We start from the raw sequence: 26,131 nt of genomic DNA on the forward strand, positions 1-26,131 counted from the left end.
CGGCCGCACGGCCCGCGCGAAGGCGCACGACGACGCGATGCAGGATGCGTCGCCGCGCACTTCAGCGCCGGGCCGGCGCGCCGCCCGCCCGGTTGCGTCGCACCGCGATCCGCACGATGCGCGTCACCCGGCGGCCATTGAAGAAAAGGACAAGAATATGTGGATGCGACATGTAGTGAAGAAGAACGAACGCGCGCTGCTGATGAATGAGGGCGATTTCGTGAAGGTGCTCGAACCGGGCGTGTTCAAGGCCTTCGATCCGTTCAAGCGCCTGTCGGTGCAGACCGCGCGTCTCGACGCGCCGCTCGCCGATGCGGCACTGGCCGACTATCTGCGTCACGACGCCCAGGACGTGCTCGCCCGGCACTTCGTCGCGATGGATCTCGCCGACGACGAAGCCGGCCTGCGCTACGAAGACGACGTGCTCGTCGAAATCCTGGCGCCGGGCACGCGCCGGCTGTACTGGCGCGGCCTGACCGCGCACCGTCTCGAGCGCGTCGATCTCGCGCAGGACAGCATGCTGCCGGCCGCGCTCGTGAAGCGCATCGCGCAACCGGCGCTGCGTGCGCGCGGCGTGGCGGGCCTGGCAGGCGTGCTGCTGGCGCAGGTGCCGGCATACCACGTCGGCATGCTGAAGATCGACGGCAAGATCGAGCGGCTGCTGGACGCGGGCGTCGCGGCGTTCTGGCGCTTCAACCGCGACATCGCGGTCGAACTCGTCGACCTGCGCGTGCAGGCGCTCGAAGTCGGCGGACAGGAAATCCTGACGCGCGACAAGGTCGCGCTGCGCCTGAACCTGTCGGCGACGTGGTGCTATGCGGACGTGCTGCATGCGTTCGGCCAGTTGCAAAAGCCGGTCGAACACCTGTATCGCGAGCTGCAGTTCGCACTGCGCGCAGCCGTCGGCACGCGCTCGCTCGACGAACTGCTGGAAGACAAGCAGTCGATCGACGACGTCGTGATCACGCAGGTGCGTGCACGTCTCGGCCATTCGGGCGTGGAGGTGCGCAGCGTCGGCGTGAAGGATATCGTGCTGCCGGGCGACATGAAGACGATCCTCGCGCAGGTGGTCGAAGCGGAAAAGTCCGCGCAGGCGAACGTGATTCGCCGTCGCGAGGAAACGGCCGCCACGCGTTCGCTGCTGAACACCGCGAAGGTGATGGAAGAAAACCCGACCGCGCTGCGGCTCAAGGAGCTGGAAACGCTCGAGCGCGTCGCGGAACGGATCGACCGGATCTCGGTGTTCGGCGGTCTCGACCAGGTGCTGAACGGACTCGTCAGCATCAAGGGCGCGCAATGAATGGACAGGCACGGCGCACGGGCGCCGTGCCTCATGAACAACGAAGCAAGGTGATGAACATGAGTGCAATGGACTACCAGGTGATGGAACTGGCGAACGGCAAGCCGGTGAAGATGTGGACGCAAGGCGTCGCTGTCGAGGAGGAAGCGCGCGCGCAACTGCGCAACACCGCGCAGATGCCGTTCATCTTCAGCCACGTCGCGGTGATGCCGGACGTCCACCTCGGCAAGGGCTCGACGATCGGCAGCGTGATCCCGACGAAGGGCGCGATCATTCCGGCCGCGGTCGGTGTCGACATCGGCTGCGGGATGATGGCCGCGCGCACGACGCTGACCGCGTCCGACCTGCCGGACTCGCTCGCGGGCCTGCGCAGTGCGATCGAACGCGCGGTGCCGCACGGCCGCGCGCCGGGCCGCCGCGATCCGGGCGCGTGGGGCGACCGTACGCCGGCCTCCGTGACCGAATCGTGGAAGGCGCTGCAACCGGGCTTCCAGCGAATCGTCGACAAGTATCCGAAGCTGGAAAAGACGAACCACTACGCGCATCTCGGCACGCTCGGCACCGGCAACCACTTCATCGAAGTGTGCGTCGACGAAGCGGACCACGTGTGGTTCATGCTGCACAGCGGCTCGCGCGGCGTCGGCAATGCGATCGGCAGCCTGTTCATCGAACTCGCGCAGGCCGACATGCGGCAGCACATCGCCAACCTGCCGGATCGCAACCTCGCGTATTTCACCGAGGGCAGCCGGCACTTCGACGACTACGTCGAAGCGGTCGGGTGGGCGCAGGACTACGCGCGGCGCAACCGGCAGGCGATGATGGATGCGGTGATCGGTGTGGCGCGCGGCGTGATCGCCAAGCCGTTCTCGGTCGACGAACACGCGGTGAACTGCCACCACAACTACGTGCAGCGCGAACGCCATTTCGGCGAAGACGTGCTCGTGACGCGCAAGGGCGCGGTGTCCGCGCAGAAGGGGCAGCTCGGGATCATTCCGGGCTCGATGGGGGCGAAGAGCTTCATCGTGCGCGGGCTCGGCAACCCGGAAAGCTTCTGCTCGTGCAGCCACGGTGCGGGCCGGACGATGAGCCGCACCGAAGCGAAGCGCCGCTTCACGGTCGACGACCAGGTGAAGGCAACGCAGGGCGTCGAATGCCGCAAGGACTCGGGCGTCGTCGACGAAATCCCGATGGCCTACAAGGACATCGACGCGGTGATGGCGGCCCAGCGCAGCCTCGTCGAAGTGGTGCATACGCTGCGTCAGGTGGTGTGCGTGAAAGGATAGCGCGGTGCGCGGCCGATGGCCGGCGGCCGCGCACAACGAAAGGGAAACGACAAAAATGAAAACGGAAAAAATGACTGCCGTGCGCAGCGCGCACCCGGTCGACCCGGCCGTGCGGGCGCGCGTGATGGCGGAGCTCGCGGAAGTCGAGCGCCGCCATGACGTGAGCGTGCTGTTCGCGTGCGAATCGGGCAGCCGCGGCTGGGGGTTCGCATCGCCGGACAGCGACTACGACGTGCGCTTCGTGTATGCGCACCGGCGCGACTGGTACCTGAGCGTCGAGTTGCAACGCGACGTGATCGAGCGGCCGCTCGACGACGAGCTCGACGTCAGCGGCTGGGAACTGCGCAAGGCACTGCAACTGCTGCGCCGCTCGAACCCGACGCTGCTCGAATGGCTCGACTCGCCCGTCGTGTATCGCGAAGACGCGCGCTGGGCGCCGCGGCTCAGGTCGCTGGCGTCGGCGTTCTTCTCGCCGGTGCGCGGGCGTCACCACTACCTCGCAATGGCGAAGAAGAACTTTCGCGGTTATCTGCAAGGCGACACGGTGCGCTACAAGAAGTACCTGTACGTGCTGCGCCCGCTGCTCGCGGTGCGCTGGATCGACTCGGGGCTCGGGATGCCGCCGATGCGTTTCGCGGATCTCGTCGACGGCACCGTGCACGAGCCGGCGGTACGCGCGGAGCTCGACGCGTTGCTCGCGCTGAAGATGAGCGCGAACGAAAGCGAATACGGGCCGCGCCGGCCGGCGATCCACGCGCTCGTCGAGACGATGCTTGCCGATGCCGAACACGATCGCGAATACAAGCGGCCGTGGGGCGACGTGGCGATGCTCGACGCGTTCCTGCGCGACGTGGTCGACGCTCGATGAAATGCGAACGGCGCGATGCCTGCGGGCATCGCGCCGTTTCCGCATTCGCACTCGCCCGCCCCATGCCGGCCAGCAACGTACGTGCCCGCGAACTACGCATCGCCACCGCGATCGGCGCCCATGGCGGCGGTATACTCGATGCCGTTCGGCACAGCGCGCCGCCGCATGCGCCACTGCCTTCGACCTGCCCCGCTTGCTGACGATGCGCTTGCAGCCCGACGTCTTGCGCCCGCCCATCCACAGTCGATACGAACCGCCATGTCGCACCGCCTTTCGCTCGCCATCGCCGCCCTCCTCGCCGCTTCTCCGATCGTTGCCCAGGCTCGCCCGCTCGCGCGGCCGCCGGTCGAACGCGACTTCAGGAACTGGGCAGTCGTCTGCGACAACGGCAACCGTTGCATTGCCGAAAGTCATGCCGACGATATCGACGACTCGCGCACCAGCCTCATCCTGCGCGTGACGCGCGATGCCGGCCCGGACGCGCAAGCCTCGCTCGACCTCTACGCGTCGGCGCCGCTGGACCTGCGCACGACACGCGCGGACGGCCGCCCGTTCGACGCAATGGCGGCCCAATGGCATGCGTTCGGCGGCAAACCGGACGACGACGAAGCCCACCCGTTCCGGATCCGGACCAACGATCCGGCAACGGTTGCCGCATGGCTCGCCGCGTCGCGCAATGCGCAACTGCTGAGCTTCGGCGATCCGGCATCGGCGCAAACCGCTCGAATGCCGTTGACGGGATTGAATGCCGCGCTGCTGCTGATCGACGACACGCAAGGCCGCGTGGGCACCACGACGGCGCTGCTGCGCCCCGGCAACCGGCCCGCGTCGTCGGTGCCGGCCGCGCCGGCACTGCCGCCCGCCGTCGTACCGGCACCGGCCGTCGCGAACCTGTCGGCCGCCGAGCAGCGCCCGCTCGTCGACGCGGTGCTCGCAAAGTTCGGCGACGACGTGAAGCAATGTGCGGCCGATGTCGAAGACGAAATGCCGGCCAGCGATCGCACGAAGGCGTCACGCGCCGTGGCGATCTCCGCCGACGAAGCGCTCGTCGCGATACCGTGCCAGACCAGCAGCATGTATAACCATACCGACCTGTGGTATCGCGTGCGACGGACGGCACCGTTCACGCCGACAGCGATGAATTTCGGCGAGAACGCGAACGCGGGACTCGATTCGGCGTCCTTCGCGAACGAACTGACGGAGGCCGGCTACGACCGTACCCGCGCGACGCTGTCGAGCAAGGTCAGGCTGCGCAGTGCCGGTGATTGCGGCTCGACCGCATCGTGGATCTTCGACGGCCGGCGCTTCATGCTCGACGACATCGCCACGCACGGCACGTGCAACGGCCTGTTCGACGATCAATGGCCACGCCTGTATCGACGCGCCGACGCGACGGTCAATCGCTGACGCGCGCGTCGTACCGGAACACGCCGGCAAGTCATTACCCATAACAAACCGAGGGGCCGACCCATGCATCTGCGCCGCACAATGCGACCGCGACTCGGCGCACGCGCGGCTGGCGCTCCGCCATCACCTCACGCGCCGACGATCGAGATCGAGAACCCGTCCCAGCCCTTCTGCCCGACCGTCTGCACGGCCGTCGTGGTGACGTGCGGCGCGGCGACGAGACGCGCGAACCCGTCGCGCACGCCGGCCACGTCGGGCTCGCGATTATCGAGGTCGGCCACACGCCCGCCGCGCACGACGTTGTCGACGACGATCACCGTACCGGGCCGCGACAGCTTCAGCGCCGCGTCGAGATAGACCGGGTTGTTGTCCTTGTCGGCATCGATGAAGATGAAATCGAACGGCGCTTCACCCGCGTCGACGAGCCGCGCGAGGCTGTCCTTCGCGCTGCCGACCACCACCGTCACGACCTCCGCGAACCCGGCGCGCGCGATGTTTTGCGTCGCGACCTTCGCATGCTCGGGGTTCAGTTCGAGCGTCACGAGCGTGCCGCCCGGCGGCAATGCGCGCGCGAGCCAGATCGTGCTGTAACCGCCGAGCGTGCCGACCTCGAGGATCCGCCGTGCGCCGCGGATCGTCGCGAGCAGCTGCAGCAGCTTGCCCTGGTTGGGCGCGACGTTGATCGCGGGCAGCCCGGCCGCGTCGCTTGCCGCCAGCGCGGCATCGAGCGCGTCGTCGGACGGCACGAGCGTCGCGGAGAAATACGCATCCACCTGGTTCCAATGATCCTGATTCATCGTGTACCCCTTGTTTGCGGAAAAGGCATTTTATGCGCCGCACCGCTATAAGCAACAAACCATTCGTTCTAAGGGCTGCCCCGCACGTGCTCCTATAATCGCCGGACCACCACAACAACAAACGGAGCACCCATGACCGATCAGGCCAATCCGAACTGGCGTCTCGAAACCATCGCCGTGCACGGCGGTTATCGTCCCGACCCGACCACGCGCGCGGTCGCCGTCCCGATCTACCAGACCGTTGCGTACGCATTCGACGACACGCAGCACGGTGCCGACCTGTTCGACCTGAAGGTCCAGGGCAACATCTACACGCGGATCATGAACCCGACGACGGACGTACTCGAGCAGCGCATCGCCGCGCTCGAGGGCGGCATCGGCGCGCTGGCGCTGGCATCGGGGCAATCGGCCGTCACGTACGCGATCCAGACGATCGCCGAAGCCGGCGACAACATCGTGTCCGCGAGTTCGCTGTACGGCGGCACCTACAACCTGTTCGCGCATACGCTGCCGCAATACGGGATCACGACGCGCTTCGCCGATCCGCGCGACCCCGCGTCGTTCGAGCCGCTGATCGATGCGCGCACGAAAGCGATCTTCGCGGAATCGGTCGGCAACCCGCTCGGCAACGTCACCGACATCGCCGCACTCGCGGAAGTCGCGCATCGCCACGGCATCCCGCTGATCGTCGACAACACGGTGCCGTCGCCGTACCTGCTGCGCCCGATCGAGCACGGCGCGGACATCGTCGTGCATTCGCTGACGAAGTATCTCGGCGGGCACGGCACGAGCCTCGGCGGTGCGATCGTCGATTCGGGCAAGTTCCCGTGGGCCGAGCATGCCGACCGCTTCAAGCGGCTGAACGAGCCCGACGTCAGCTATCACGGCGTCGTCTACACGGAAGCGTTCGGGCCGGCCGCCTATATCGGCCGCGCGCGCGTGGTGCCGCTGCGCAACATGGGCGCGGCCATCTCGCCGTTCAATGCCTTCCAGATCCTGCAGGGCATCGAAACGCTGGCGCTGCGCGTCGAGCGGATCAGCGACAACGCGCTGAAGATCGCGCAGCACCTCGCGCGTCATGAGCGCGTCGAATGGGTGAACTATGCGGGCCTGCCCGATCACCCCGACCATCCGCTCGTCGCGCGCTACCTGTCGGGCCGTGCGCCGGGCATCCTGACGTTCGGCGTGAAGGGCGGCCGCGACGGCGGTGCGAAGTTCCAGGACGCGCTGAAGCTGTTCACGCGGCTCGTCAACATCGGCGACACGAAATCGCTCGCGACGCACCCGGCCTCGACGACGCACCGGCAGCTGTCGCCGGCCGAACTCGCGAAGGCCGGCGTGAAGGAAGAGACGGTGCGGCTGTCGATCGGCATCGAACATATCGACGACCTGCTCGCCGATCTCGACCAGGCGCTCGCACAGGTTTGACCGCGACGGGCGCGCCGGCTTGCCGGTGCGCCCGGCATCGAATGTCTTGACCCTGAAGCGGCTTCAAGGTGTTCAATCCCCGGTTGATGCCGGGGTAACGCCCGGCGTGTATGAACCGTACAAGGCGGCCGGGCAGCAAGACGCCGGGCCCGCTGCGGTAAGCCAACCGTCCGAGAGGCCTCATGACACCGACCGCGAAGCTTGCGCTACTGACGTTACCGCCCTTGCTGGCGGCCTGTTTCGGCGCACTCGCCGCCGCGTGGCACGCACCCGGCCCGAAGACGTCGAGCGTCATCCAGCATTTCACCGGCGGCATCGTGTTCGCAGCCGCCGCACTCGAACTGCTGCCGCAAGACCGCGCGCATGCGCTGTTCCCGGTCGTCGTCGGCTTCGTGCTCGGCATCGCGCTGATGCTCGCAATCCGTGCGCTGTCGGGCGCGATCGAGACGCGCTTCGAGGAAGCGCGGCTACCCGTGAGCCTCATCATCGTGACCGCGATCGACCTTGTCATCGACGGCCTCGTGCTCGGTATCGCATTCTCCGCGAGCGACGAAAGCGGCATCATCCTGACCGTCGCGCTGACGCTCGAGGTGCTGTTCCTCGCGCTGTCGGTCAGTGCGGCGCTCGCGGCCGCCGGCATCGGCCGCCTGCTGTCGATCGTCGTACCGGTCGGGCTCGCGGCACTGCTGAGCATCGCGGCCGTTGCCGGCAACGCGGCGTTCGCAGGGCTTCCGGCCAATATCTACGCGGCGCTGCTCGGGCTGGGCACCGTCGCGCTGCTGTACCTCGTCACCGAAGAACTGCTGGTCGAAGCACACGAGGTGCCCGAAACGCCGTTTGCGACGGCCGCATTCTTCATCGGCTTCATCGTGTTCTTCCTGATCGAAGGCTCGGTGAAGGCCGGATAAGCCGGGCGCGGCTGCGCACCGGTTACCACGTCGTCGCGCCCGTCGGATAGGTGTCGACGATGCGCGTCCCGTTGACGGGCGTCACGCCTTCGTCGCGCAGCGCAGCCCACAGGTCGATCGCATGTTCGCGCGACTTGCGGCTGCCGTCGTCGGTCAGCACGTTCAGTGCGATCACTTCGTCGCCCGTCGTCAACTGCAGCTGCTCCTTCAGCTTGCGCGACTGATGCGACGCGGTGCGGATGTCGCCGAGCAGGATCCGCTTCTCTGTCATCGCCGACCCGCTTCCCGCATCAGCCGGCACGAACGTCAGCCGCCCGTTGTCGACCTCGCATTGCCCGCGCGTGAACGTCGCGCTCCACTCGCCGGCCGGCACGGCTGCGAACTCGCAGCGCATCCGCTCGTTCGCGCGCCGGCCGACATCGTGCGCCGACGCGTGCGACAGCGCGCGTTCCGGCCAGCCGGCCGCGATCGCCGCCGTCGATATCAGGCACGCCGCGAGCACGATTCCTTTCGCGAAATGGCGCATGGCTCTCTCCTCTTCGTGTGGGGTGCGGCCGATGGGCACCGCGCCGGTCGGCCGCGAATGAACGATCAACGAACGGCAAAACGGTTGTCGTGCGCATCGACCAGCGGCGCCGCCTCACCGCGATGCACCGTCGCGCGATGAATTTCCTGGTTGCGCGCGACGGTGGCCGGGCTCGCCGGGTAGTCGTGATTCGGACTCGGGATCACGCCGTCGTGGCGCGCACGCACCAGCTCCTGACGGACTTCCTGCCGGGTCTTCTGCTGCGCGGCCGCCGCCTGCGAAAAGGCCACAATCGACAGGACGGCAGCGGCGGCGACGATCATCGGGCGCGGAATGCTCATGTTGTTCGCTCCATGCTGGAAAGATGAGACAGGAGCCTTCACTTTGATCCGGCGGCGGTGCGGAATCGTGATCGCAGCATGACGGTTTCGTCACTGCTTAGATATTTCCTGCATCGCACTCCGAATGAAAACGCGTCGCACGCTTCCGAATCCATGACGCGGCGATGACATTTTTCTCATTTGTCCCTCACCTCCACGATCCGAACGCTTCCCAGAATCGGCAACGCGATTGCGACATTCCACGCCCGCCGGCACAACGCGGTGCGGAATCGACCAATGCATGAATCGATCATCTTGAATCTCAGGGGCACACCATGAAAACTCCAGTTCGGCTCGCCATGATGTCAGGGGCGCTGCTCGCGACCGCTCACGCGGCACACGCGTCGGAAGTCACGCTGTACGGCCTGTTCGATACGTCGCTGACGTACGTATGGAACGCCAACGCGGACGGCAGGAATCTCGTCGGCCTCGGCAACGGCAACCTGCTCGGCAACCGCTTCGGCGTAAAGGGCGCGGAAGATCTCGGCGGCGGGCTGAAAGCGATCTTCACCCTGGAAAACGGCTTCAATCCGAACACCGGTGCGCTCGGGCAAGGCAACCGGATGTTCGGCCGGCAGGCCTTCGTCGGCCTCGAAAGCGCGCGCTGGGGCACGCTGACGCTCGGCCGCCAGTACGATGCGCTCGCGGACGTCGCGTGGCCGGTCACCGGCGACTTCTACTTCGGCAGCGTCTACGCGACACCCGGCGACGTCGACAACTACGACACGTCGTCGCGCACCGACAACGCGGTGAAATACACGTCGCCCGTGATCGACGGATTGCAGTTCGTGGGCATGTACGCGCTCGGCGGCGTGGCCGGCAAGAGCGGTGCCGGGCAAACCTGGTCGGCCGGCCTGTCGTACAGCAACGGCCCGGTCGACGTGGCGGGCGGCTACTACTACGCGGCCAATCGTTCATCGCTCGCCAACGGCATCCGGACCGGCTGGAACGGCACCTCCGACGGCACGTTCGACGGGTCGCTGGTCAATGGCGGATACATCTCCGCGAAATCGATCGGCATCGCGCGCGGCGCGTTGCGCTACAGCTTCGCGCCGTTCGCGGTCGGTATCGACTACAGCAACGCGCAGTACAAGGCCGACGCGATGTCCGCGTTTCGCAGCACGCAGAAGTACGACACCGCGCGCGGCTTCTTCAACTACCAGGCGACGCCCAGCCTGCTCGTCGGCGTCGGCTACAGCTACACGCGCGCCCGTGGCGACACGAGTGCGACCTACCATCAGGTGTCCGCCGGCGCCGATTACGTGCTGTCGAAGCGCACCGATCTCTACGCAGTCGGCGCATGGCAGCGCGCGAACGGCGAACAGCGCACGCTCGACGGCGGCACGCAAACGGCGCAGGCGTCGATCGGCTCCTACGGCTATGGCGGAACGCGCACGCAGGGCATCGTCAATCTCGGGTTGCGCCACCGGTTCTGATCGCGGCGGCAAACCGCGCGCTGCATGACGAAAATTTCATGCGCCGATCAGGTTCGCGATGCATCGCATTGCTACGATCGTAAACGTGACGGGCAGCGCCCGTAACGAACCACGCAAGCGGGTCGCTGCCTCACGGCACGTCACGCATTAGGCCCGGACACGTCGAGTGCCGGGCTTCTTTTTTTGCTCATCGAGAACCGAAACCTTGCGCGTTTGGCGATGAACCCGCCATTGCCCGCGAGCTATCCTGGACGACTCCCGCCGCGTGCCCGGCAACCAAAGACCGGGCAATCGCGATCAACGCGTGCCGTTGCGCTGCGGGAAGAGGCACACATGCGTCTTGACGTACAGATTCGGATTGCCGCAGCGATGCCCCGCATAATCGATCTGCTCGCCGGGCATGAGGTCGGCCGGCACCGGCTTGCGTGCGGCGGATGGCTTGGCCGATGCGGTCGGTGCATCGGGCGTGGAGCCGGAACGTGTCGATGCGCAGCCCGCGAACAACGGGACGATCAGGACTGCGATCAAGGCTAGGCGGATGGCGGGACGATGCACTTTTCGGTCCGGTTTGAAAGTCAGGAAGGGCCGCCCGCTTTCCATGCTGCTGTCGCGAACGGCGTGAGCGCCGACGGCCACGTCGACCATCGGCAGGCTTCATGTTCCACTTCCAGCTCATCGCGCCCATGACGCGAACATGACGATTGCGTCATGTCGTTCGCGTTCGAACGGCGCATCCCCGCGTGACGCAATCTGACGCATTTTTCATCTCGCGATCACGATCACGCACGGCTGCTTTCGCATACTGGGTCCATGGTTCGCCACCCGGCGGCCCTGATCAAGGAGAGCACTCGATGAAAACGGCACAACTCGCAGCACTGTTCGTCACCGCCACGCTGTCGCTCGGCATGGCCACGCAGGCCGCGTTCGCACAGACGCAAACGCAGGGCAAGACCCGCACGCAAGTCGTCAATGAACTGAAGCAGGCGCAGCACGACGGCGTCGTGCCGGTGAGCAAGACGCAGTACCCGCCGAGCGGCGAGCTCATCGCGCGCAACAAGGAGCTTCACGGGATTTCGGTGCATGGCGGCGAGAAGAAGCCGCAGACCGACAACCACGACAACCTGACCGCGCAGAAATGAGGCACGGCCGCACGACTGCGGGTAGCACGCCGCGCGCAGCCGCCTCATGGCGAACGCGCGGGCGGGCTCGCCCGCGGTGTCAGGTGCTGATGGCCGCCGGCCGTTTCAGCTCGGCCGGCCGTCGCGGAAAGCGCAGCCAGAACGTCGTGCGCCGGCCGGGGTCGCTGTCGACGCCGCATTCGCCGCCGTGATTGTCCATGATCGACCGGACGATCGCGAGACCCAACCCGGTACCCGATGCCGAATCGTGCCGCGACGGATCGACGCGATAGAAGCGCTCGAAAATCCGCCCGACATGCTCGGCGGCAATGCCGGGCCCCGTATCCGACACGGCGATCGTCGTCGCACCGCCCTGCTCCACACAATCGATCGTCACGACGCTGCCGCGCGGCGCATACCTTAGCGCATTGGATAGCAGGTTGCTCAGCGCGCGCTGGTACAGCGTCAGGTCCGCATCGACCCAGGCGTAGCCGTCGACCTTCACCTGCACGCCCGCATCCTCCGCGAGCGGCTCGTAGTAGCCGGCCACTCGCCCGGCCTCCTCTGCCGCATTCAATCGCCGCACGTCGATCGACGTACCGGCCTGTTCCGAACGCGCGAGAAACAGCATGTCCTCGATCATCCGCGACAGCCGCTGGTATTCGTCGATGCTCGACTCGATCACGTTGCGGTATTCATCCGCGCTGCGCGGCTGCGACAGCACGACCTGCGCGGCCGCCTGCAGGTTCGTGAGCGGCGTGCGCATGTCGTGCGCGAGATTCGACGAGAACTGGCTCAGCCGCGTGAACGATTCGTTCAGCCGCTCGAGCATGCCGTTGAACGCGTGCTCGAGCTCCTTCAGCTCGCCTGCGGTATCGAGCGCCGGCAGCGGATGCGCGAGCCGGCTCGTCGACATCTGCTCGGCACGCGCCGCGAAGCGCCGCAGCGGGCTCAAGCCCAGCGCCGCAATGCCGTACGCGATCGCGGCCGCGAGCACCACGCCGAACACTTCGATCACGACGATCGTATAGGCGTGCGTCCGCAGCAGCAGCACATCGGCGCCACGGTCGTACTGCACCGCGACGCGCACCACGGGTGCACCTGCGCCGGCGAGCGGCACGGTCGTCACGAGATACTGCTGCCGCGCGCCGGGCGGCGCGACGCCGACCGGTACGCGCCCCGCGTCGAGCGAAAGCAGCGGTGCAACCAGGCGGAATCCGGGGGTGACGACGAGGCGCGTGCCCGTCGCGTCGTAGATCGCGAGATCCATGTTCGGATGGCCGTGCAACTGGTCGATCCAGATATCGGTGTTGCGCGCGACGTCCGCCGTCGAGCGCGCTTCGGCCAGGTGCGCGCCCAATGCGGCGGAAATGCCGGCCATCTGCTCGGCCGCCGTCGTTTCGACGCGATTGCTCAGCGCCTCGTAGAGCGCGACGCCGCTCGACGCGAGGATCACCGACGTCGACAGGATGATCAGCGCGGTCAGGCGTCCGCGCAGCGTACGCGGCAGCAGGCGCGCGATCATGCGGCCGCGCCGCCGCGCGCTTCGAGCACGTAGCCCATCCCGCGCACGGTGTGGATCAGCTTAGGGTCGTACGCGTCGTCGATCTTCGAGCGCAGGCGCCGGATCGCCGAATCGACGACGTTCGTGTCGCTGTTGAAATTCATGTCCCATACCTGCGACGCGATCGTCGCGCGCGGCAGGATCTCGCCCTCGCGGCGCATCAGCAGCCACAGCAGCGCGAATTCCTTCGCGGTCAGCAGGATCGTGTCGCCCTGCCGCGTGGCCTTGCGGCGCGTGAGGTCGAGTTCGAGATCGGCCACGCGCAGCGTGTTCGAATCGCGCGGCTGGCCGCGCCGCAGGATCGACTTGATGCGCGCGGTCAGCTCGACGAAATCGAACGGCTTCGCGAGATAGTCGTCGGCGCCGAGCTCGAGCCCCTTCACGCGATCGCCGACATCGTCGCGCGCGGTCAGGAACAGCACGGGCGTCGACTTGCTGCGCCGCAGGTTCTGCAGCAGCGTCCAGCCGTCCTGCCCGGGCAGCATCACGTCGAGCACGAGCAGGTCGTACTCCTCGGTTTCGGCCTGGTGCTGGCCCGTGATGCCGTCCTCGACCCAGTCGACGACATAACCGGCCTCGGTGAGGCCCTTGCGCAGGTACGCGCCCGTCTTCGGTTCATCTTCGACAATCAGAATTCGCATCACGCATTACCCTTGAAGAAACCCAGCCGGCGCAGCACGCCCGCGCCGAGGCCGCCGCGAAACGCCGCGCGCCACGACACCGCATGGCTGACGCGGTACAGCACGGGCAGCACCAGCAGCGTCAGCGCCGTGGACGACAGGATACCGCCGATCACGACCGTCGCGAGCGGGCGCTGCACCTCCGCGCCGGTACCCGTTGCAAACGCCATCGGCAGGAAGCCGAGCGACGCGACGAGCGCGGTCATCAGCACCGGCCGCAACCGCGTGAGTGCGCCGTCATGCACAGCGGCCTCGAGCGGCATCCCTTCATCGCGCAGGTTGCGGATGAACGAGATCATCACGAGCCCGTTGAGCACGGCCACGCCTGACAGCGCGATGAAGCCGACCGCCGCCGTGATCGACAGCGGAATCCCGCGCAGCCACAACGACACGACGCCGCCGCTCAGCGCGAACGGAATGCCGGTGAACACGAGCAGCCCGTCCTTCACGTTGTTGAACATCACGAACAGCAGCACGAACACCATGAACAGCGCGAGCGGCACGACCAGCTTCAGGCGCTCGCTCGCGCTCTGCAACTGCTCGAACTGCCCGCCCCACGACACCCAGTAGCCGGCCGGCACGCGCACGTCCTGCTGCAGCTGTTCGCGCGCATCGGCGACGAACGAGCCGACGTCGCGGCCACGCACGTTCGCGCTGACGACCACGCGCCGCTTGCCGTCCTCGCGGCTGATCTGGTTCGGCCCCGGCGCGACCTCGATCGTCGCGAGCTCCGCGAGCGGCACGTACGGTGCCGCCGCGCGCGTTGCGTTCACGCCGCCCAACGGCGCGACGATGCCGCCCGCCGACGTGCCGGCGCCTGCGCCGGCCGCCGGCACGGGCAATGCGATCGGCAGCCGCTTGATCGCCTCGATATCCGTGCGCAGCTCGTCGGGCAGCCGCACGACGATGTCGAAACGGCGGTCGCCCTGGAACAACGTACCGGCCTTCTGGCCGCCGACGGCCGCGGCGACCGTATCCTGCAGGTCGGCCACACTCACGCCGTAGCGCGCGAGCTTATCGCGGTCGAGGTTGACGGTCAGCACGGGCAGGCCGGTGGTCTGCTCGACCTTCACCTCCGATGCCCCCGGCACCTTCTGCAGCGCGGCGGCGATCTGCTCGCCGGTCTGGTTCAGCACGGCCATGTCGTCGCCGAAGATCTTCACGGCGACGTCGCTGCGCACGCCCGAGATCAGCTCGTTGAAGCGCAGCTGGATCGGCTGCGAGAACTCGTACGCGTTGCCCGGCAGCTCGGCGAGCGCTTCCTCGATCTCGCGCACGAGCTGGTCGCGCGGCTTCTTCGGGTCGGGCCACTGGTCGGCGGGTTTCAGCATGATGTAGCCGTCCGACAGGTTCGGCGGCATCGGGTCGGCCGCGATCTCGGCCGTGCCGGTGCGCGCGAACACGCGCTCGATCTCGGGGAAGCGCGACTTCAGCGTCTTCTCGATCGACTTCTGCATCTCGACCGACTGCGACAGGCTCGTACCGGGAATCCGCAGCGCGGAAACGGCCAGGTCGCCTTCGTTGAGGCTCGGGATGAACTCGCTGCCGAGCCGCGTAGCGAGCCCGAGCGTGACCAGCACGATGGCGCCCGCGCCGATCATCACGCGCGCCGGGCGCGTCATGAACGCGGCGAGCACCGGTTCGTATGCGCGCCGCGCCCAGCCCATCAGCCGGTTCTCCTTCTCCTCGACGCGCTCGCCGATGAACAACGCGACGGCCGCCGGAATGAACGTGACCGTCAGCACCATCGCGGCCGCGAGCGCCATCACGACGGTAATGGCCATCGGGTGAAACATCTTGCCTTCGACACCGGTCAGCGCAAAGATCGGCAAGTACACGACCATGATGATCAGTTGCCCGAAGATCAGCGCGCGACGCGCTTCCTGCGACGCGCCGAACACCTCCGCGAAGCGCTCGTCGCGCGTGAGCGGCCGGCCGGCGGCGGCCTGCGCATGCGCGAGCCGCCGCACGCAGTTCTCGACGATCACCACTGCGCCGTCGACGATGATCCCGAAGTCGAGCGCGCCGAGGCTCATCAGGTTCGCGCTCACCTTCGCGTTGACCATCCCGGTGAAGGTCATCAGCATCGACAGCGGGATCACGAGCGCGGTGATCAGCGCCGCGCGCATGTTGCCGAGGAACAGGAACAGCACGGCGATCACGAGGATCGCGCCTTCGAGCAGGTTCTTCTTCACCGTCGCGACGGCCTTCTCGACCAGCACGGTGCGGTCGTACACGGGAATCGCCTTCACGCCGGACGGCAACGTGCGGTTCACGTCCTCCATCTTCGCGGCGACGGCCTTCGCGACCGTGCGGCTGTTCTCGCCCATCAGCATGAAGACCGTGCCGAGCACGACTTCCTCGCCGTCCGACGTCGCCGCGCCGGTGCGCAGCTCGCGGCCGATGTCGACCAGCCCGACGTCCTTCATCCGCACCGGCACGCCGCCGACGTTGGTCAGCACGATGTTCGCGATGTCGTCGACGCTACGCGCCTGGCCCGGCACGCGCACGAGATACTGCTCGCCGCGCTTCTCGATGTAGCCGGCGCCGACGTTGTCGTTGTTGCGTTCGAGCGCGCGCACGACGTCGGCGAGCGTCAGCCCGTACGACATCAGCTTGGCCGGATTCGGCGCGACGCGGTATTCCTTCACGTAGCCGCCGATCGAGTTGACCTCGGTCACGCCGCGCACGTTCCGGAGCTGGGGCCGCACGACCCAGTCCTGCAGTTCGCGCAGGTCGGCTGCCGTATAGCGCGTGCCGTCGGGCTTGCGCGCGGCGGCATCGGCTTCGACGGTCCACAGGTAGATCTCGCCGAGGCCCGTCGACGTCGGCCCCATCGCGGGCGCGATGCCGGGCGGCAGCTTGTCCTTCGCTTCCTGGATGCGCTCGTTGACGAGCTGCCGCGCGAAGTAGATGTCGGTGCCGTCCTTGAAGATCACGGTGACCTGCGACAGCCCGTAGCGCGAGATCGAGCGCGTCTGTTCGAGGCCCGGCAGCCCGGCCATCACGGTCTCGACCGGATAGGTGATGCGCTGCTCGGCCTCGAGCGGCGAATAGCCGGGCGCGGCCGTGTTGATCTGCACCTGCACGTTGGTGATGTCGGGCACCGCGTCGATCGGCAGCTTCTGGTAGCTGAACACGCCCAGCGCGGCCACGGCCGCGATCGCCAGCATCACGAGCCAGCGGTGCGCAATCGCAAAGCGGATCAGGCGTTCAAACATGACGGGTTTCCTTGAAACTCGCGTTGCGCAACGCGCAACGGGGCACGGTCACTCTCGACGAACGGGCCGCCCGGCCGACCACCCGGCGGGCCGGGAATCGCACCGCGAGCCGGGCCGTGAATCTGGCCGTGAATCGGGCTGCGACCCGGGCTGCAAACCGCGCCGTAAACCGGGGCGTGAATCGGGCCGCGAAACGGGCCGTGAATCGGGCTGCAGACGGGGCCGCGGATCGCGCAGCAGCGCACACGTGATGCTCATTCATGTTCCGCGCTCCCCTTGCCGAGTTCGGCCTTCAGCACGAAGCTGTTCGACGCCGCGTATTCCTGGCCCGGCTTCAGCCCCTTCAGCACTTCGGTCGCACGTTCGTCGCGGCGCCCCGTCTCAACGGCCTGCGCGACGAAGCCCTTCGGCGAGCGCACAAATACCGACGGCGCACCGTCGACGTCCTGCAGCGCGTCGCTCGCGACCGCGAGCGGCACGCCTTGCTTGCCCGCGTCGACCGATACATTCACGAACATCCCGGGCCGCCACATGCCGTCCGGGTTCGGTAGCACGGCACGCGCCGGCGCGGTGCGCGTCTGTTCGCCGAGCAGTGAACCGACGTACGCGATCGGGCCGCTGGAACGCGATTCGAACGCGGTCGCGATGACCGTCGCATCGCGGCCGACTCGCACGTCGTTGAGCCGTTGTGCCGGTACCGCCATCTCGGCCCATACCGTCGACAGGTCGGAGATCACGAACATGCTGGCATCGGCGGCGATCGCTTCGCCGGGCGTCGCATGCTTCTCGACGATCGTGCCCGCGAACGGCGCGCGCAGTTCGTAGCGGTTCAGCGCACCCGCGCCGACCGGCGCGTTCAGCGCGGCGAGCTTCTGCCGCGCGTTCTGCACGGCGATCTCGGCCTCGCGCAACTGCACCTGAGCCAGCTGGTAGTCCTGCTCGGCCGAGATACGCTCCTTCCACAACGTACGTTCGCGCTCGTAGGTCGCACGCGCACCCGACAGCCGACGCTCGGCCGTCAGCAACTCGCTGCGCCGGTCGGCGAGATCGGTGCTCGCGATCACGGCGAGCACCTGCCCCTTCGCGATGTTCTGCCCGAGCGATACCGACACCTGCTCGACGATGCCGGCCACGCGCGGCACTACGTGCGCGGTGCGATCTTCGTTGAACCTGATTTCGCCCGGCAGCTGGAACGGCGTCGCGATCTGCGCGGGGCCGGCCTTCGCCAACGCGATCTTCGAGGTCGCGAGTTGCGCGTCGGTCAACGCGATCGCACCGTCGGCGCGTGCGAACGGGAACGAGGCCGCTTCATTGCCCGCCTTCACGTCGATCGTCGCGTCGAACACGTGCGGCTTGGCAATCGACTGCGCGGACACGAACTTCTGGCCGGCCGCGTCGAAACGCAAGGGTTCGTGGGTGCGGTCGTAGCGCACCAGCGTGCCGGACACGGTGACGCCCTTGTCGGCCGGCTTGCCGTCGACGAACGGATAGACGATCAGGCGCGCATCGCCGGGCTTCTCCGTCATCACGATCTCGACGGACAGCTTGCCGCGCTTCAGCACGACACCGCCGCGCTCGCCGGCGGCTTCGGCGGATGACGCGGTTTCGGGTGCCGCCGACGCGGACGTGCCGTTGCTGCCGCCGTTGCGCGTGACGCCGAGTGCGCCGAGGACGATCCCGGCACTACCGAGCACGACCGCCGCGATGATCAGGATTCTGCTGCGTGACATGATGATCCTTCAGGTAATGGAGGCGCCTGTTGCGCTATTGCGTGACCGGTGCGAACGGTGCGAGCGGCGTACCGACGAGCCGGCCGATGTCGGCACGCGCGGTATGGGCGTCGGCGAGTGCGCGCACGTATTGCGACTGGCCCTGGAACAGCGTGCGCTGCGCGTCGAGCACGTCGAGGAAGCTGAACTTCCCGAGCTCGTAGCCGCGCGACATCGCATCGAGCGCGAGGCGCGCCGCCGGCAGGATGTCGGCCTTCAGTCGCTGCGCTTCCTGCGCGGCGGCGTCGAAATTCGCGTACGCCTGCGTGAGCTCCAGCCGCAGGCGCGTGCGTTCGCGATCGAGATCGGCGTTCGCTCGCTCGGCCTTGTGCGTCGCCTCGAGCAGCGCGCCCCTGTTCGTGTTGAACAGCGGAATCGGGATCGACACGCCCACTACGGCCTGGTTGCCCGGCACGCCGCCCGTGGTCACGCGCTTCACGCCCGCGCTGATCGTCACGTCCGGAATGCGCCGTGCGCGTTCGAGCGATACGGCCGCGTTCGAGCGCAGCATCTCGGCACGCGCGACCCGCGCGAGCGGCGCGTCATCGAGCTGCGCGGCGAGCGTGGACAGCGGCTCGACCGGCGGCACGGCTTCGAGGTCGCCGCGCACCGCCAGCCCGCCGTCGCGCGCTTCGCCCATCACCGCGTTCAGCTTCTCGCGTGCGACTTCGACACGGCCGCGCGCGGTCACGACTTCGATCTGCACGCCGGCCGCCGCCACGTGCGCCTTGGTCGCCTCGACCGGCGACACCTTGCCGGCCTGTGCACGGCGGCTCGCGAGATCCGCGGAGCGCGCGGCGATCGCGGCCGATTCCTCGGTCACCTGAAGCTGGCGCTGCGCGGCGAGCAGCCCGTAGAACGCGGCGATCACGTCGGCGCGCACGACGGCGCCCTGCTCGTCGAGCGATGCATTGGCCGCTTCCCTGCCGTACGACGCGACGTCGAGCCGCGCGCTGCGCTTGCCGCCGAGTTCGATCGTCTGGTTGATCATCGCGGTCGACGTGCGTTCGGCGCGACGGAAGCCTTCCTGCAGGAACGACACTTCGGGATTGGGGCGCGCACCGGCCTGCATCAGCGCGCCGGCCGATGCATCGACGTCCGCGCGTGCACCGCGCAGCGCCGGATTGTTCCGGGCCGCGACGGTGAGCGCATCAGCGAGCGTCAACGAGGGGGAAGGGAGCGCGTCGGGTGGCGGTGCGCCGATCGGCGCGGCGCTGCCTGAGGCAGCCGGCGCCGGCCCCGGCGACAGCGACGGCTGCGCATGAGCCGTCGCGGCCATCGCGAAGACGACGGCCACGGCGAGGTTGAGCTTGAGCATGTTCGGTTCTGCGGTAACGGTTCGCGACCGATGCTACGGTCCGGCCGCAGTGCGAACATGAGGCGAAGATGATATTTCCGTCATGTTGGGTGCGTTGTACTCGCCGAATCAGCGGGCATATCTACATACAGTCGCCTGTACGCAACCGCCAAACGCTCGCGTGCGATCCGATGATCGCCGTCACATTTCATCGGACTCGTCGCATCGCTTTCGATCATTCAATTCGGTCATATCAGAAGCAAAAAAATCCATTCCGAAATTTCGAACGCGTTCTATGGACATCTTCGCTCGAAAAGATGACTGTTCAAGGCTCCGGGAACACGAACGGATCCATGTTGTTTTATGACCTCAAGGTCGTGCGGCATCCTTGAAAACCCACACGACAAGACTTTGAAGCAATGAACAATTTCTCCGATCACAACGAGTACGACTTCGATGCCGACGAAAGTAAAGAGTGGTTTCTCGTTCACTCCGGAGCCGTCACCAACACGAATCCCGGATCGACGGTTCACGTTTACATCAACACAACACCCATTTGCCCCAACATGACCAACAGAGAATTTAGGATTATGGCAGCGCGGCTACTTAAATGGTCCATAATTCTAGTTGAGCGCAGGATAGCCGACCTAAATATATATGACGAAGTAACAAAAGAGAGAATGATCTATTGGTTCAATCGATGCGACGAAAATACACGACGATATCTTATCGACGGTTTCTCACGACACCTTTCCGTTCTTAAAATTCTAACGCCACACCACTTCGTTCGAAGCGATCCGAATCTCGATAGAATGCTAGGTTGCGTCCCGAATATGAAGGACATTGATAACGAAGCCGCTCATGTTTGCGGGCCTGATACGGAGCGCAGGCTTATCAGCATTGCCATGAAATTTTGCACCGGCCTACGTGATCAGAATATGTTCGGAGATTCCCGCCTATCCACGCTCATTCACGAAGTCACTCACTTCATTGACACCTTCGGTAGTGGCGACTCTCGTTACGGGCTCGACCCCACAGCGACCGCATGGGCAAGAGCCAATCCTGACCTGGCATTGAGAAATGCGGATACACTTACCGGATTCGTGATCTACGGCGAAGATTTATTTGCAGAGTAAGGAGCCGAATTCAGCATGAGAATTTTTATCATGGCACTGATCGCGCCTATCGCAGCCTCACTTCTTTTCTCCAGCAATTCCGCAGCAGAATGCCAGGGATCACAAAACCTGCCGTCACAGCAATTGTTCGTGTCTTTTTCGCCAAACAGTCACGAAGTCTCAGAATCCGAGAAAATACGAATTGGACGATGGGTCTCATCGATCAATTCCAATCATCCAATTCAGAACTGGATCGATATAATCGGCAGTGCCTCAAAAAACGAAACCGACCCCGATCGACTTGCAACGAGACGCGCTTCCGCGACGGCAAAAATCGTCATAGACGATGGCCTGATAAACGCACCATTTCAGATAAAAACACAAATTTATCCGGCCAATAGCACAACCGAATCGACTTCGGAAACCTGTGAGGTCACCGTTCAAGTGAGTCCCGGCTGCCCCAACAACTGCTGTACGGGCCACTGACATGACGTTGGCTCATTCATCGCAGCGCGCTTGCGTTGAACTGCGCGCCTCCAGCGCTAGCGCACGACGATCCATCGAATCGATCTGGACAAGATTTCGATGTTCGATTCGAGCGACATATCAATCGCCGAACTGGCGAAGCAATCAGGGGCGCTCAAGAATCAAACGCCCCCTTGCTTCGCGCGCCGGCGCTGCACGAGCCAGTCGAGCAGTTGCCGCCCGTCGCGTTCGCCGAACCAGCGCGCGTGCCCGATCAGGTAGCCGTCGTACGCGATGTCGACGATGGCCGGCGCATCGATGATGCAGCCGAAATACGCCACTTCCGACAGGGCGAACTCCGTATGCACGATCGGCAGCAGCGCAACCAGCGCCGCATAGGCTTCGTCGCCCAGTGGTTCGAGCGATTCATAGCCGTCGAGCAGCGCGTCGATCTGCGCGTACTCGACGCGGCGCGCATCGGCCGGCGCCATCCAGTCGACCGTATTGCGCTCGATCGCGAGCGCGAGATCCATCACCGCGCAGGTGCGATCCGACAGCCCGAAATCGAGCACGGTCCGCACCTGCGCGCCGGGCCCCGCCTCGGTCCACAGCAGGTTCGACGCGTGCCAGTCGCCGTGCGTCCACAGCGGCGCCAGCGCGGGCAGCAGCGGCACGAGGCGCGCGTGATACGGGCCGATCGCGTCGGCCACGTCGCCGCGCCAGTCACGCGCGCCGAGCGCACGCACGAGCAGCGGCTGCGCGTCGACCCAGCGTTCGAGCGCGCCCGCCAGATCGCCGGACGACAGCACGCGGAAGCTCGACAGCAACGTGCGCACGGGCCGCGCCGGCGCATCGTAGCCAGCCGACGCGCGATGCAGTTCGGCCAGCGCGCGGCCGGCCGCGTATGCGTGCGACGCATGCGTGAACGGCTGCCACGACATCACGCCGCGATACGGATCGACGCCGGGTGCCCGCACGTGCACCTCGTAGGTCCAGTCGCCGGATGCGAACGCGGTGGCGCCGTCGCGATCCGCGAGAATGTCGACCACGGGTATCCCGCGTTCACGCAGATGCGCGATGAAGCGATGCTCTTCCTCGAGCCCTTCGACATCGCGCAGGCTGACGTGGTGACGCTTGACGAACAGCCCGCGCCCGTCCGTCATCTGCACCAGGACGGCCGCCGCGAACTGCCGCGGGCTGTGCCACGTCAGCCGCGCGGGCTCACCCGCACCATCGATGCGTGCGAGTACCGCCGCCACCTCGTCGTGCGTCATCAGCGGCCAGTCGCGTTCGGTCTGCTCGCCGTCGACACCGAATTGCGGCGGCGCGACGTCACGCGACAGGGTTCCGTCCGGCTCGAGTGGGAATGACATGAACGACGTTGCTCCGTAGTTGAATCGGCGCGTGAATCAGCGCGCGCCGCCGCCCGTTGCCAGCGCACCGCCGGCCGCCGCGCGCAGCGCCGCGGCCGTGCGGCTCCAGTCGCGCCAGCCGACGACGGCCAGCCCGATGAACAGCGCATAGAGTCCGGCCGTCAGATACAGTTCCTTGAACACGAACATCCCGACGTACACGACGTTCACGACGATCCACAGCCCCCACGACGCGATATAGCGCCGCGCGGTCCAGTATTGCGCGACGAGGCTGAACGCGGTCAGCGACGCATCGACGAACGGCAGCGCCGCATCGGTCCAGCGCGCCATCATGCCGCCGAGCAGCGCGCTGCCGACGACGGCCGCGATCAGGTCGGGCAGCATCTGCATCGGCCGCACGCCCGTGACGGGCGCGACATCGCCCGCCGGCGCCGCGCTCCCGTCGACCTCGCTCGCGCGCTGCGCGAGCCAGCGCTGCCAGCCGTACACCTGCAGCACCGCGAATGCGCCTTGCAGCAGCATGTCCGAATACAGCTTCGCGTCGAAGAAGATCCAGCCGTACAACGCGACCGACACGAGCCCGACCGGCCAGCACAGCATGCGCCGCTTCGCGGTCAACCAGATCGCGAGCGCGCTGACGATCACGCCGGCGATTTCGAGTGGGGACATCGTCTGTGCTCTCCAGGTTGGCTGCCGGGGCCGCGCATCATGCGGCCGGTTCCGGACGGTCAGAAATCATAGGTCAACGACACGCGCGCCGTGCGCGGTGCGCCCGGGAACAGGTACGCATCGCCCTGCTGCTCGCCCGCGTCGCGCCAGTAGAACTTGTTGAACAGGTTGTCCACCGACACGCGCAACACCGTGCGATGGCCGCCGATCTTCGTCGTATAGCGCGCGCCGAGATTGAACACGAACCACGACGGCACGCGCGCGGTGCCCTCCTCGTTCGCGTTGCGGGCCGCGCTGTATTCGACGCCGCCCAGCACGTTCAGCCCCGCGACGCCCGGCACCGCGTAGTCCGCATACAGCGACGCGCGCAGCGCGGGCACGTTGATGATCTGGTGCCCTTCGTACGCCGGCGAACCCGAATCGTACGCGCGCGCGCGAATCGCCGCGACGCTGGCCGTCAGCCCCAGGCGCTCGGTCACGCGCCCGGCCGCGCCGAGCTCGATTCCCTGGTGGCGCTGCGTGCCGCGCTGCACGAACGTGTAGGTCGTGCCCGATGCGTCCGGGTCGGCGAACTGGAACGGCTTGCTGATCGAGAACACGGCGGCCGTGAGGCTCAGCCGGTCGAGCCAGTCGTATTTCGCGCCGACCTCGATCTGGTGCGATTCGACGGGCGGCAGGAACGCATACGCGTTGGTCGCGCGCACGGGCGCCTGGTCGCCGAGCGACAGCGCCTTGCTGTACGACGCGTACAGCGACAGCACATTCACCGGCTTGTAGACGAGCGCGACCTGCGGCAGGAACACCGAGCGGTCGGTATGCGTCGTGTCGCCGTCGAGGCTGCTCCAGCTGCGCTGGCGCAGCAGCACTTCCTTGCCGCCCGCGAGCACCTGCCAGTGTTCGCCGATGCTGATGCGGTCGAGCCCGAACACGCCGTACTGCCACGCATCGAGACGCGGATACGACGGCCCCGGTGAATTCGGCGACGGCGAAAAGGTCGTGTCGGGCCCGTAGATGTTCTCGCTGCCCACGTAGTCGTACACGGCGTCGGCCATGCTCACGACGCGGCGCTGCACGCTCACGCCGAGCGTCAGCTCGTGCCGCAGCGGCCCCGTCGCGAACGTGCCCGTCGTGACCGCACGCAGGTCGTCGTTGCGCCGGTATTCGCCGGGGCTGCGGAAGTCGTACACGTCGTAGTCGCCGTTCGCGCCGAAGAAGAACGGCGACGTCGTTCCCGCCTTGCAGCTTGCCGCATACGAGCAGCCGTACGCGAACGCGCTGTTGTCGTCGATCATCGTGCGGCTGCGGCCTGCGGCGATGTAGGCCTTCCAGTCATCGTTGAACTGGTAGTCGAAGCGCGCGTTCAGGTTCAGCGCGTCGGTCGTCACCGGTTTCGCCCACGGCTGCGTGCCGAGCGCCTTCGACGTCGTCTTGACTGAAGGCACGACGGTGCCACCGAGCAGCTGGTAGCCGGGCGCGGAACGCTGGATCCACTGCTGGAATTCGGCGTTGAGCTGCAGGCTCGCGCGCGGGCTGATGTCCCAGTCGGCGGCGATCGAGCCGAACGTGCGCCGTCCGTTCGTGCCGTCGATGTAGGAGTGCATGTTCTCCTTCGCGGCATTGATCCGGAAACCGAACTGATTGTCGGGGCCGAAGCGGCGGCCGAGATCGACGGCCGCCGACGTCGAGCCGCGGCTGTCGACGCCGCCCGTCACGCTCGCGACGTTCGCGGAGCGCTTGGTCACGAAGTTGATCACGCCGCCCGGCGCGACGACGCCGCTATCGATGCCAGCGAGCCCCTTCAGGATCTCGACGCGCTCCTTGTTCTCGAGCGGCACGTTCTGCTCGCCGGACACCGTCAGCCCGTCGATCCGGATCGCGCTCGCGAGATCGACCGGAAAACCGCGAATCGCAAAGCCTTCGTAATAGCCGACGGGCGCATAGTCGTTGACGACCGACGCGTCGTTGCGCACGACGTCGCTCAGCCGCTTCGCCTGCTGGTCGTCGAGCTGTGCGCGCGTGACGACGCTCACCGACGCCGGCGTATCGCGCAGCGGCGCGTCATCGAGCCCCGCGACCGACGCCGTGCGTGCACGTAGCGCGTTGCCGCGCTCGCCGCTCACCGTGATCGTCGGCAGCGTCGCGCTGCCGGCAGCCTCGGCGTCCGGCGCCGGCGTGTCGCCCTGCGCCGCGGCGGCCTGTGCCGCGAAAAGCGTGATGCCGAGGCCGACGCCAAGCCCGACCTTCGCGCGCCGCCGCCGTGCGGGCGACGCTGTTGTTCTATTCACCGTCATTGTTCTGGATGGAAAACTCGCCACTCGACCCTGTCGAAACCTGTTACGAAGCTGCGAAGCGTGCCCACGACCGGATCCCCCTGCGCCGGACGCATGCGCCGGCGCGACATTCATCAGACGAACCGGGCGAACCGGACAAACCGGACGATATGGCACGCAAGCGGGCCGCTCGGTCGGAAGGACGCAGGATGGGACATCGGATTCAGGTGACGCACCGGGAACCGACGCAGCCGTCG

Annotated in this window: 22 protein-coding genes; 10 read left to right on the forward strand and 12 right to left on the reverse strand. The window is 66.6% G+C overall.

The features are described 5' to 3' along the window. Positions 1-157: 157 nt before the first annotated feature. The 4 genes from HAV18_RS07940 (at position 158) to HAV18_RS07955 (ending at position 4,858) form a co-directional block, all read left to right on the forward strand. Positions 158-1,300 carry a slipin family protein gene (locus tag HAV18_RS07940; RefSeq protein WP_166954510.1) on the forward strand — a complete coding sequence of 381 codons (1,143 nt, stop codon included), beginning with the start codon at positions 158-160 and terminating at the stop codon, positions 1,298-1,300. A 59-nt stretch (positions 1,301-1,359) separates the two neighbouring features. Beyond that, a complete protein-coding gene (locus tag HAV18_RS07945) occupies positions 1,360-2,583 on the forward strand; it encodes an RtcB family protein (RefSeq protein WP_279573902.1) in 1,224 nt (407 codons plus the stop codon). Positions 2,584-2,638: 55 nt separating this feature from the next. Then, positions 2,639-3,451: a nucleotidyltransferase domain-containing protein gene (locus HAV18_RS07950; protein ID WP_166954512.1), complete on the forward strand. Its 813-nt coding sequence runs from the start codon at positions 2,639-2,641 to the stop codon at positions 3,449-3,451. A gap of 258 nt (positions 3,452-3,709) precedes the next feature. After that, positions 3,710-4,858 (forward strand): DUF1176 domain-containing protein, encoded by a 1,149-nt coding sequence (locus HAV18_RS07955; RefSeq protein WP_208101868.1) that lies wholly within the window; start codon positions 3,710-3,712, stop codon positions 4,856-4,858. A 128-nt stretch (positions 4,859-4,986) separates the two neighbouring features. On the opposite strand, the gene HAV18_RS07960 is transcribed toward HAV18_RS07955, so the two are convergent. Beyond that, complete coding sequence (locus tag HAV18_RS07960) at positions 4,987-5,655, reverse strand: O-methyltransferase (protein ID WP_166954515.1); 669 nt, start codon at positions 5,653-5,655, stop codon at positions 4,987-4,989. A 132-nt stretch (positions 5,656-5,787) separates the two neighbouring features. Here HAV18_RS07960 and HAV18_RS07965 point away from each other — a divergent pair, with 132 nt between their 5' ends. Together HAV18_RS07965 and HAV18_RS07970 are read left to right on the forward strand one after the other, a co-directional pair. Continuing rightward, a complete protein-coding gene (locus HAV18_RS07965) occupies positions 5,788-7,083 on the forward strand; it encodes an O-acetylhomoserine aminocarboxypropyltransferase/cysteine synthase family protein (protein WP_166954516.1) in 1,296 nt (431 codons plus the stop codon). A gap of 182 nt (positions 7,084-7,265) precedes the next feature. Next, on the forward strand, positions 7,266-7,991 hold the full coding sequence (locus tag HAV18_RS07970) for a ZIP family metal transporter (protein ID WP_166954518.1): 726 nt from the start codon (positions 7,266-7,268) through the stop codon (positions 7,989-7,991). 22 nt (positions 7,992-8,013) lie between these two features. On the opposite strand, the gene HAV18_RS07975 is transcribed toward HAV18_RS07970, so the two are convergent. Continuing rightward, positions 8,014-8,517, reverse strand: a complete 504-nt coding sequence (locus tag HAV18_RS07975; RefSeq protein WP_166954520.1) for a hypothetical protein — start codon at positions 8,515-8,517, stop codon at positions 8,014-8,016. Positions 8,518-8,582: 65 nt separating this feature from the next. Continuing rightward, positions 8,583-8,858: a DUF4148 domain-containing protein gene (locus HAV18_RS07980; RefSeq protein WP_166954522.1), complete on the reverse strand. Its 276-nt coding sequence runs from the start codon at positions 8,856-8,858 to the stop codon at positions 8,583-8,585. A gap of 314 nt (positions 8,859-9,172) precedes the next feature. Here HAV18_RS07980 and HAV18_RS07985 point away from each other — a divergent pair, with 314 nt between their 5' ends. Next, complete coding sequence (locus tag HAV18_RS07985; RefSeq protein WP_166954524.1) at positions 9,173-10,333, forward strand: porin; 1,161 nt, start codon at positions 9,173-9,175, stop codon at positions 10,331-10,333. Positions 10,334-10,630: 297 nt separating this feature from the next. Here the strand turns inward: HAV18_RS07985 and HAV18_RS07990 are convergent, their stop codons facing one another. Further along, positions 10,631-10,978: a hypothetical protein gene (locus HAV18_RS07990; protein WP_243771575.1), complete on the reverse strand. Its 348-nt coding sequence runs from the start codon at positions 10,976-10,978 to the stop codon at positions 10,631-10,633. Between the two features lie 206 nt (positions 10,979-11,184). On the opposite strand from HAV18_RS07990, the gene HAV18_RS07995 reads away from it, so the two are divergent. Further along, positions 11,185-11,472, forward strand: coding sequence for a DUF4148 domain-containing protein (locus HAV18_RS07995; protein WP_166954526.1), 288 nt, complete (start codon positions 11,185-11,187; stop codon positions 11,470-11,472). Between the two features lie 79 nt (positions 11,473-11,551). Here HAV18_RS07995 and HAV18_RS08000 read toward each other — a convergent pair whose 3' ends face one another. From HAV18_RS08000 to HAV18_RS08020, 5 genes are all read right to left on the reverse strand, one after another. Continuing rightward, complete coding sequence (locus HAV18_RS08000; RefSeq protein WP_166954528.1) at positions 11,552-12,976, reverse strand: heavy metal sensor histidine kinase; 1,425 nt, start codon at positions 12,974-12,976, stop codon at positions 11,552-11,554. Further along, a complete protein-coding gene (irlR, locus tag HAV18_RS08005; RefSeq protein WP_021157388.1) occupies positions 12,973-13,656 on the reverse strand; it encodes a heavy metal response regulator transcription factor IrlR in 684 nt (227 codons plus the stop codon). The genes HAV18_RS08000 and irlR overlap by 4 nt, the downstream gene beginning before the upstream one ends. Further along, positions 13,656-16,916: an efflux RND transporter permease subunit gene (locus HAV18_RS08010; RefSeq protein ID WP_166954530.1), complete on the reverse strand. Its 3,261-nt coding sequence runs from the start codon at positions 16,914-16,916 to the stop codon at positions 13,656-13,658. The genes irlR and HAV18_RS08010 overlap by 1 nt, the downstream gene beginning before the upstream one ends. Positions 16,917-17,170: 254 nt before the next feature. Continuing rightward, positions 17,171-18,646: an efflux RND transporter periplasmic adaptor subunit gene (locus HAV18_RS08015; protein ID WP_166954532.1), complete on the reverse strand. Its 1,476-nt coding sequence runs from the start codon at positions 18,644-18,646 to the stop codon at positions 17,171-17,173. A 34-nt stretch (positions 18,647-18,680) separates the two neighbouring features. Next, a complete protein-coding gene (locus tag HAV18_RS08020; protein ID WP_166954534.1) occupies positions 18,681-20,003 on the reverse strand; it encodes a TolC family protein in 1,323 nt (440 codons plus the stop codon). A gap of 398 nt (positions 20,004-20,401) precedes the next feature. Here HAV18_RS08020 and HAV18_RS08025 point away from each other — a divergent pair, with 398 nt between their 5' ends. Both HAV18_RS08025 and HAV18_RS08030 read left to right on the forward strand, forming a co-directional pair. Next, the gene (locus HAV18_RS08025; RefSeq protein ID WP_166954536.1) at positions 20,402-21,118 is read left to right on the forward strand and encodes a M35 family metallo-endopeptidase; all 717 of its coding nucleotides are present in this window, start codon (positions 20,402-20,404) and stop codon (positions 21,116-21,118) included. Between the two features lie 30 nt (positions 21,119-21,148). Next, positions 21,149-21,583, forward strand: coding sequence for a hypothetical protein (locus HAV18_RS08030; protein ID WP_208101870.1), 435 nt, complete (start codon positions 21,149-21,151; stop codon positions 21,581-21,583). 161 nt (positions 21,584-21,744) lie between these two features. Here the strand turns inward: HAV18_RS08030 and HAV18_RS08035 are convergent, their stop codons facing one another. From HAV18_RS08035 to HAV18_RS08045, 3 genes are read right to left on the reverse strand one after another with little or no spacing between them, the layout of a single operon-like run. After that, positions 21,745-22,935 carry a phosphotransferase enzyme family protein gene (locus tag HAV18_RS08035; protein ID WP_166954539.1) on the reverse strand — a complete coding sequence of 397 codons (1,191 nt, stop codon included), beginning with the start codon at positions 22,933-22,935 and terminating at the stop codon, positions 21,745-21,747. A gap of 36 nt (positions 22,936-22,971) precedes the next feature. After that, entirely contained in the window at positions 22,972-23,604 is a 633-nt protein-coding gene (pnuC, locus tag HAV18_RS08040; RefSeq protein WP_166954541.1) for a nicotinamide riboside transporter PnuC, read from the reverse strand. Positions 23,605-23,663: 59 nt separating this feature from the next. After that, positions 23,664-25,895 carry a TonB-dependent siderophore receptor gene (locus tag HAV18_RS08045; protein ID WP_166954543.1) on the reverse strand — a complete coding sequence of 744 codons (2,232 nt, stop codon included), beginning with the start codon at positions 25,893-25,895 and terminating at the stop codon, positions 23,664-23,666. Positions 25,896-26,131 lie beyond the last annotated feature (236 nt).

Origin of the sequence: Burkholderia sp. D-99 (genome assembly GCF_011605345.1) — a bacterium.
In the GTDB taxonomy this organism is placed as follows: domain Bacteria; phylum Pseudomonadota; class Gammaproteobacteria; order Burkholderiales; family Burkholderiaceae; genus Burkholderia.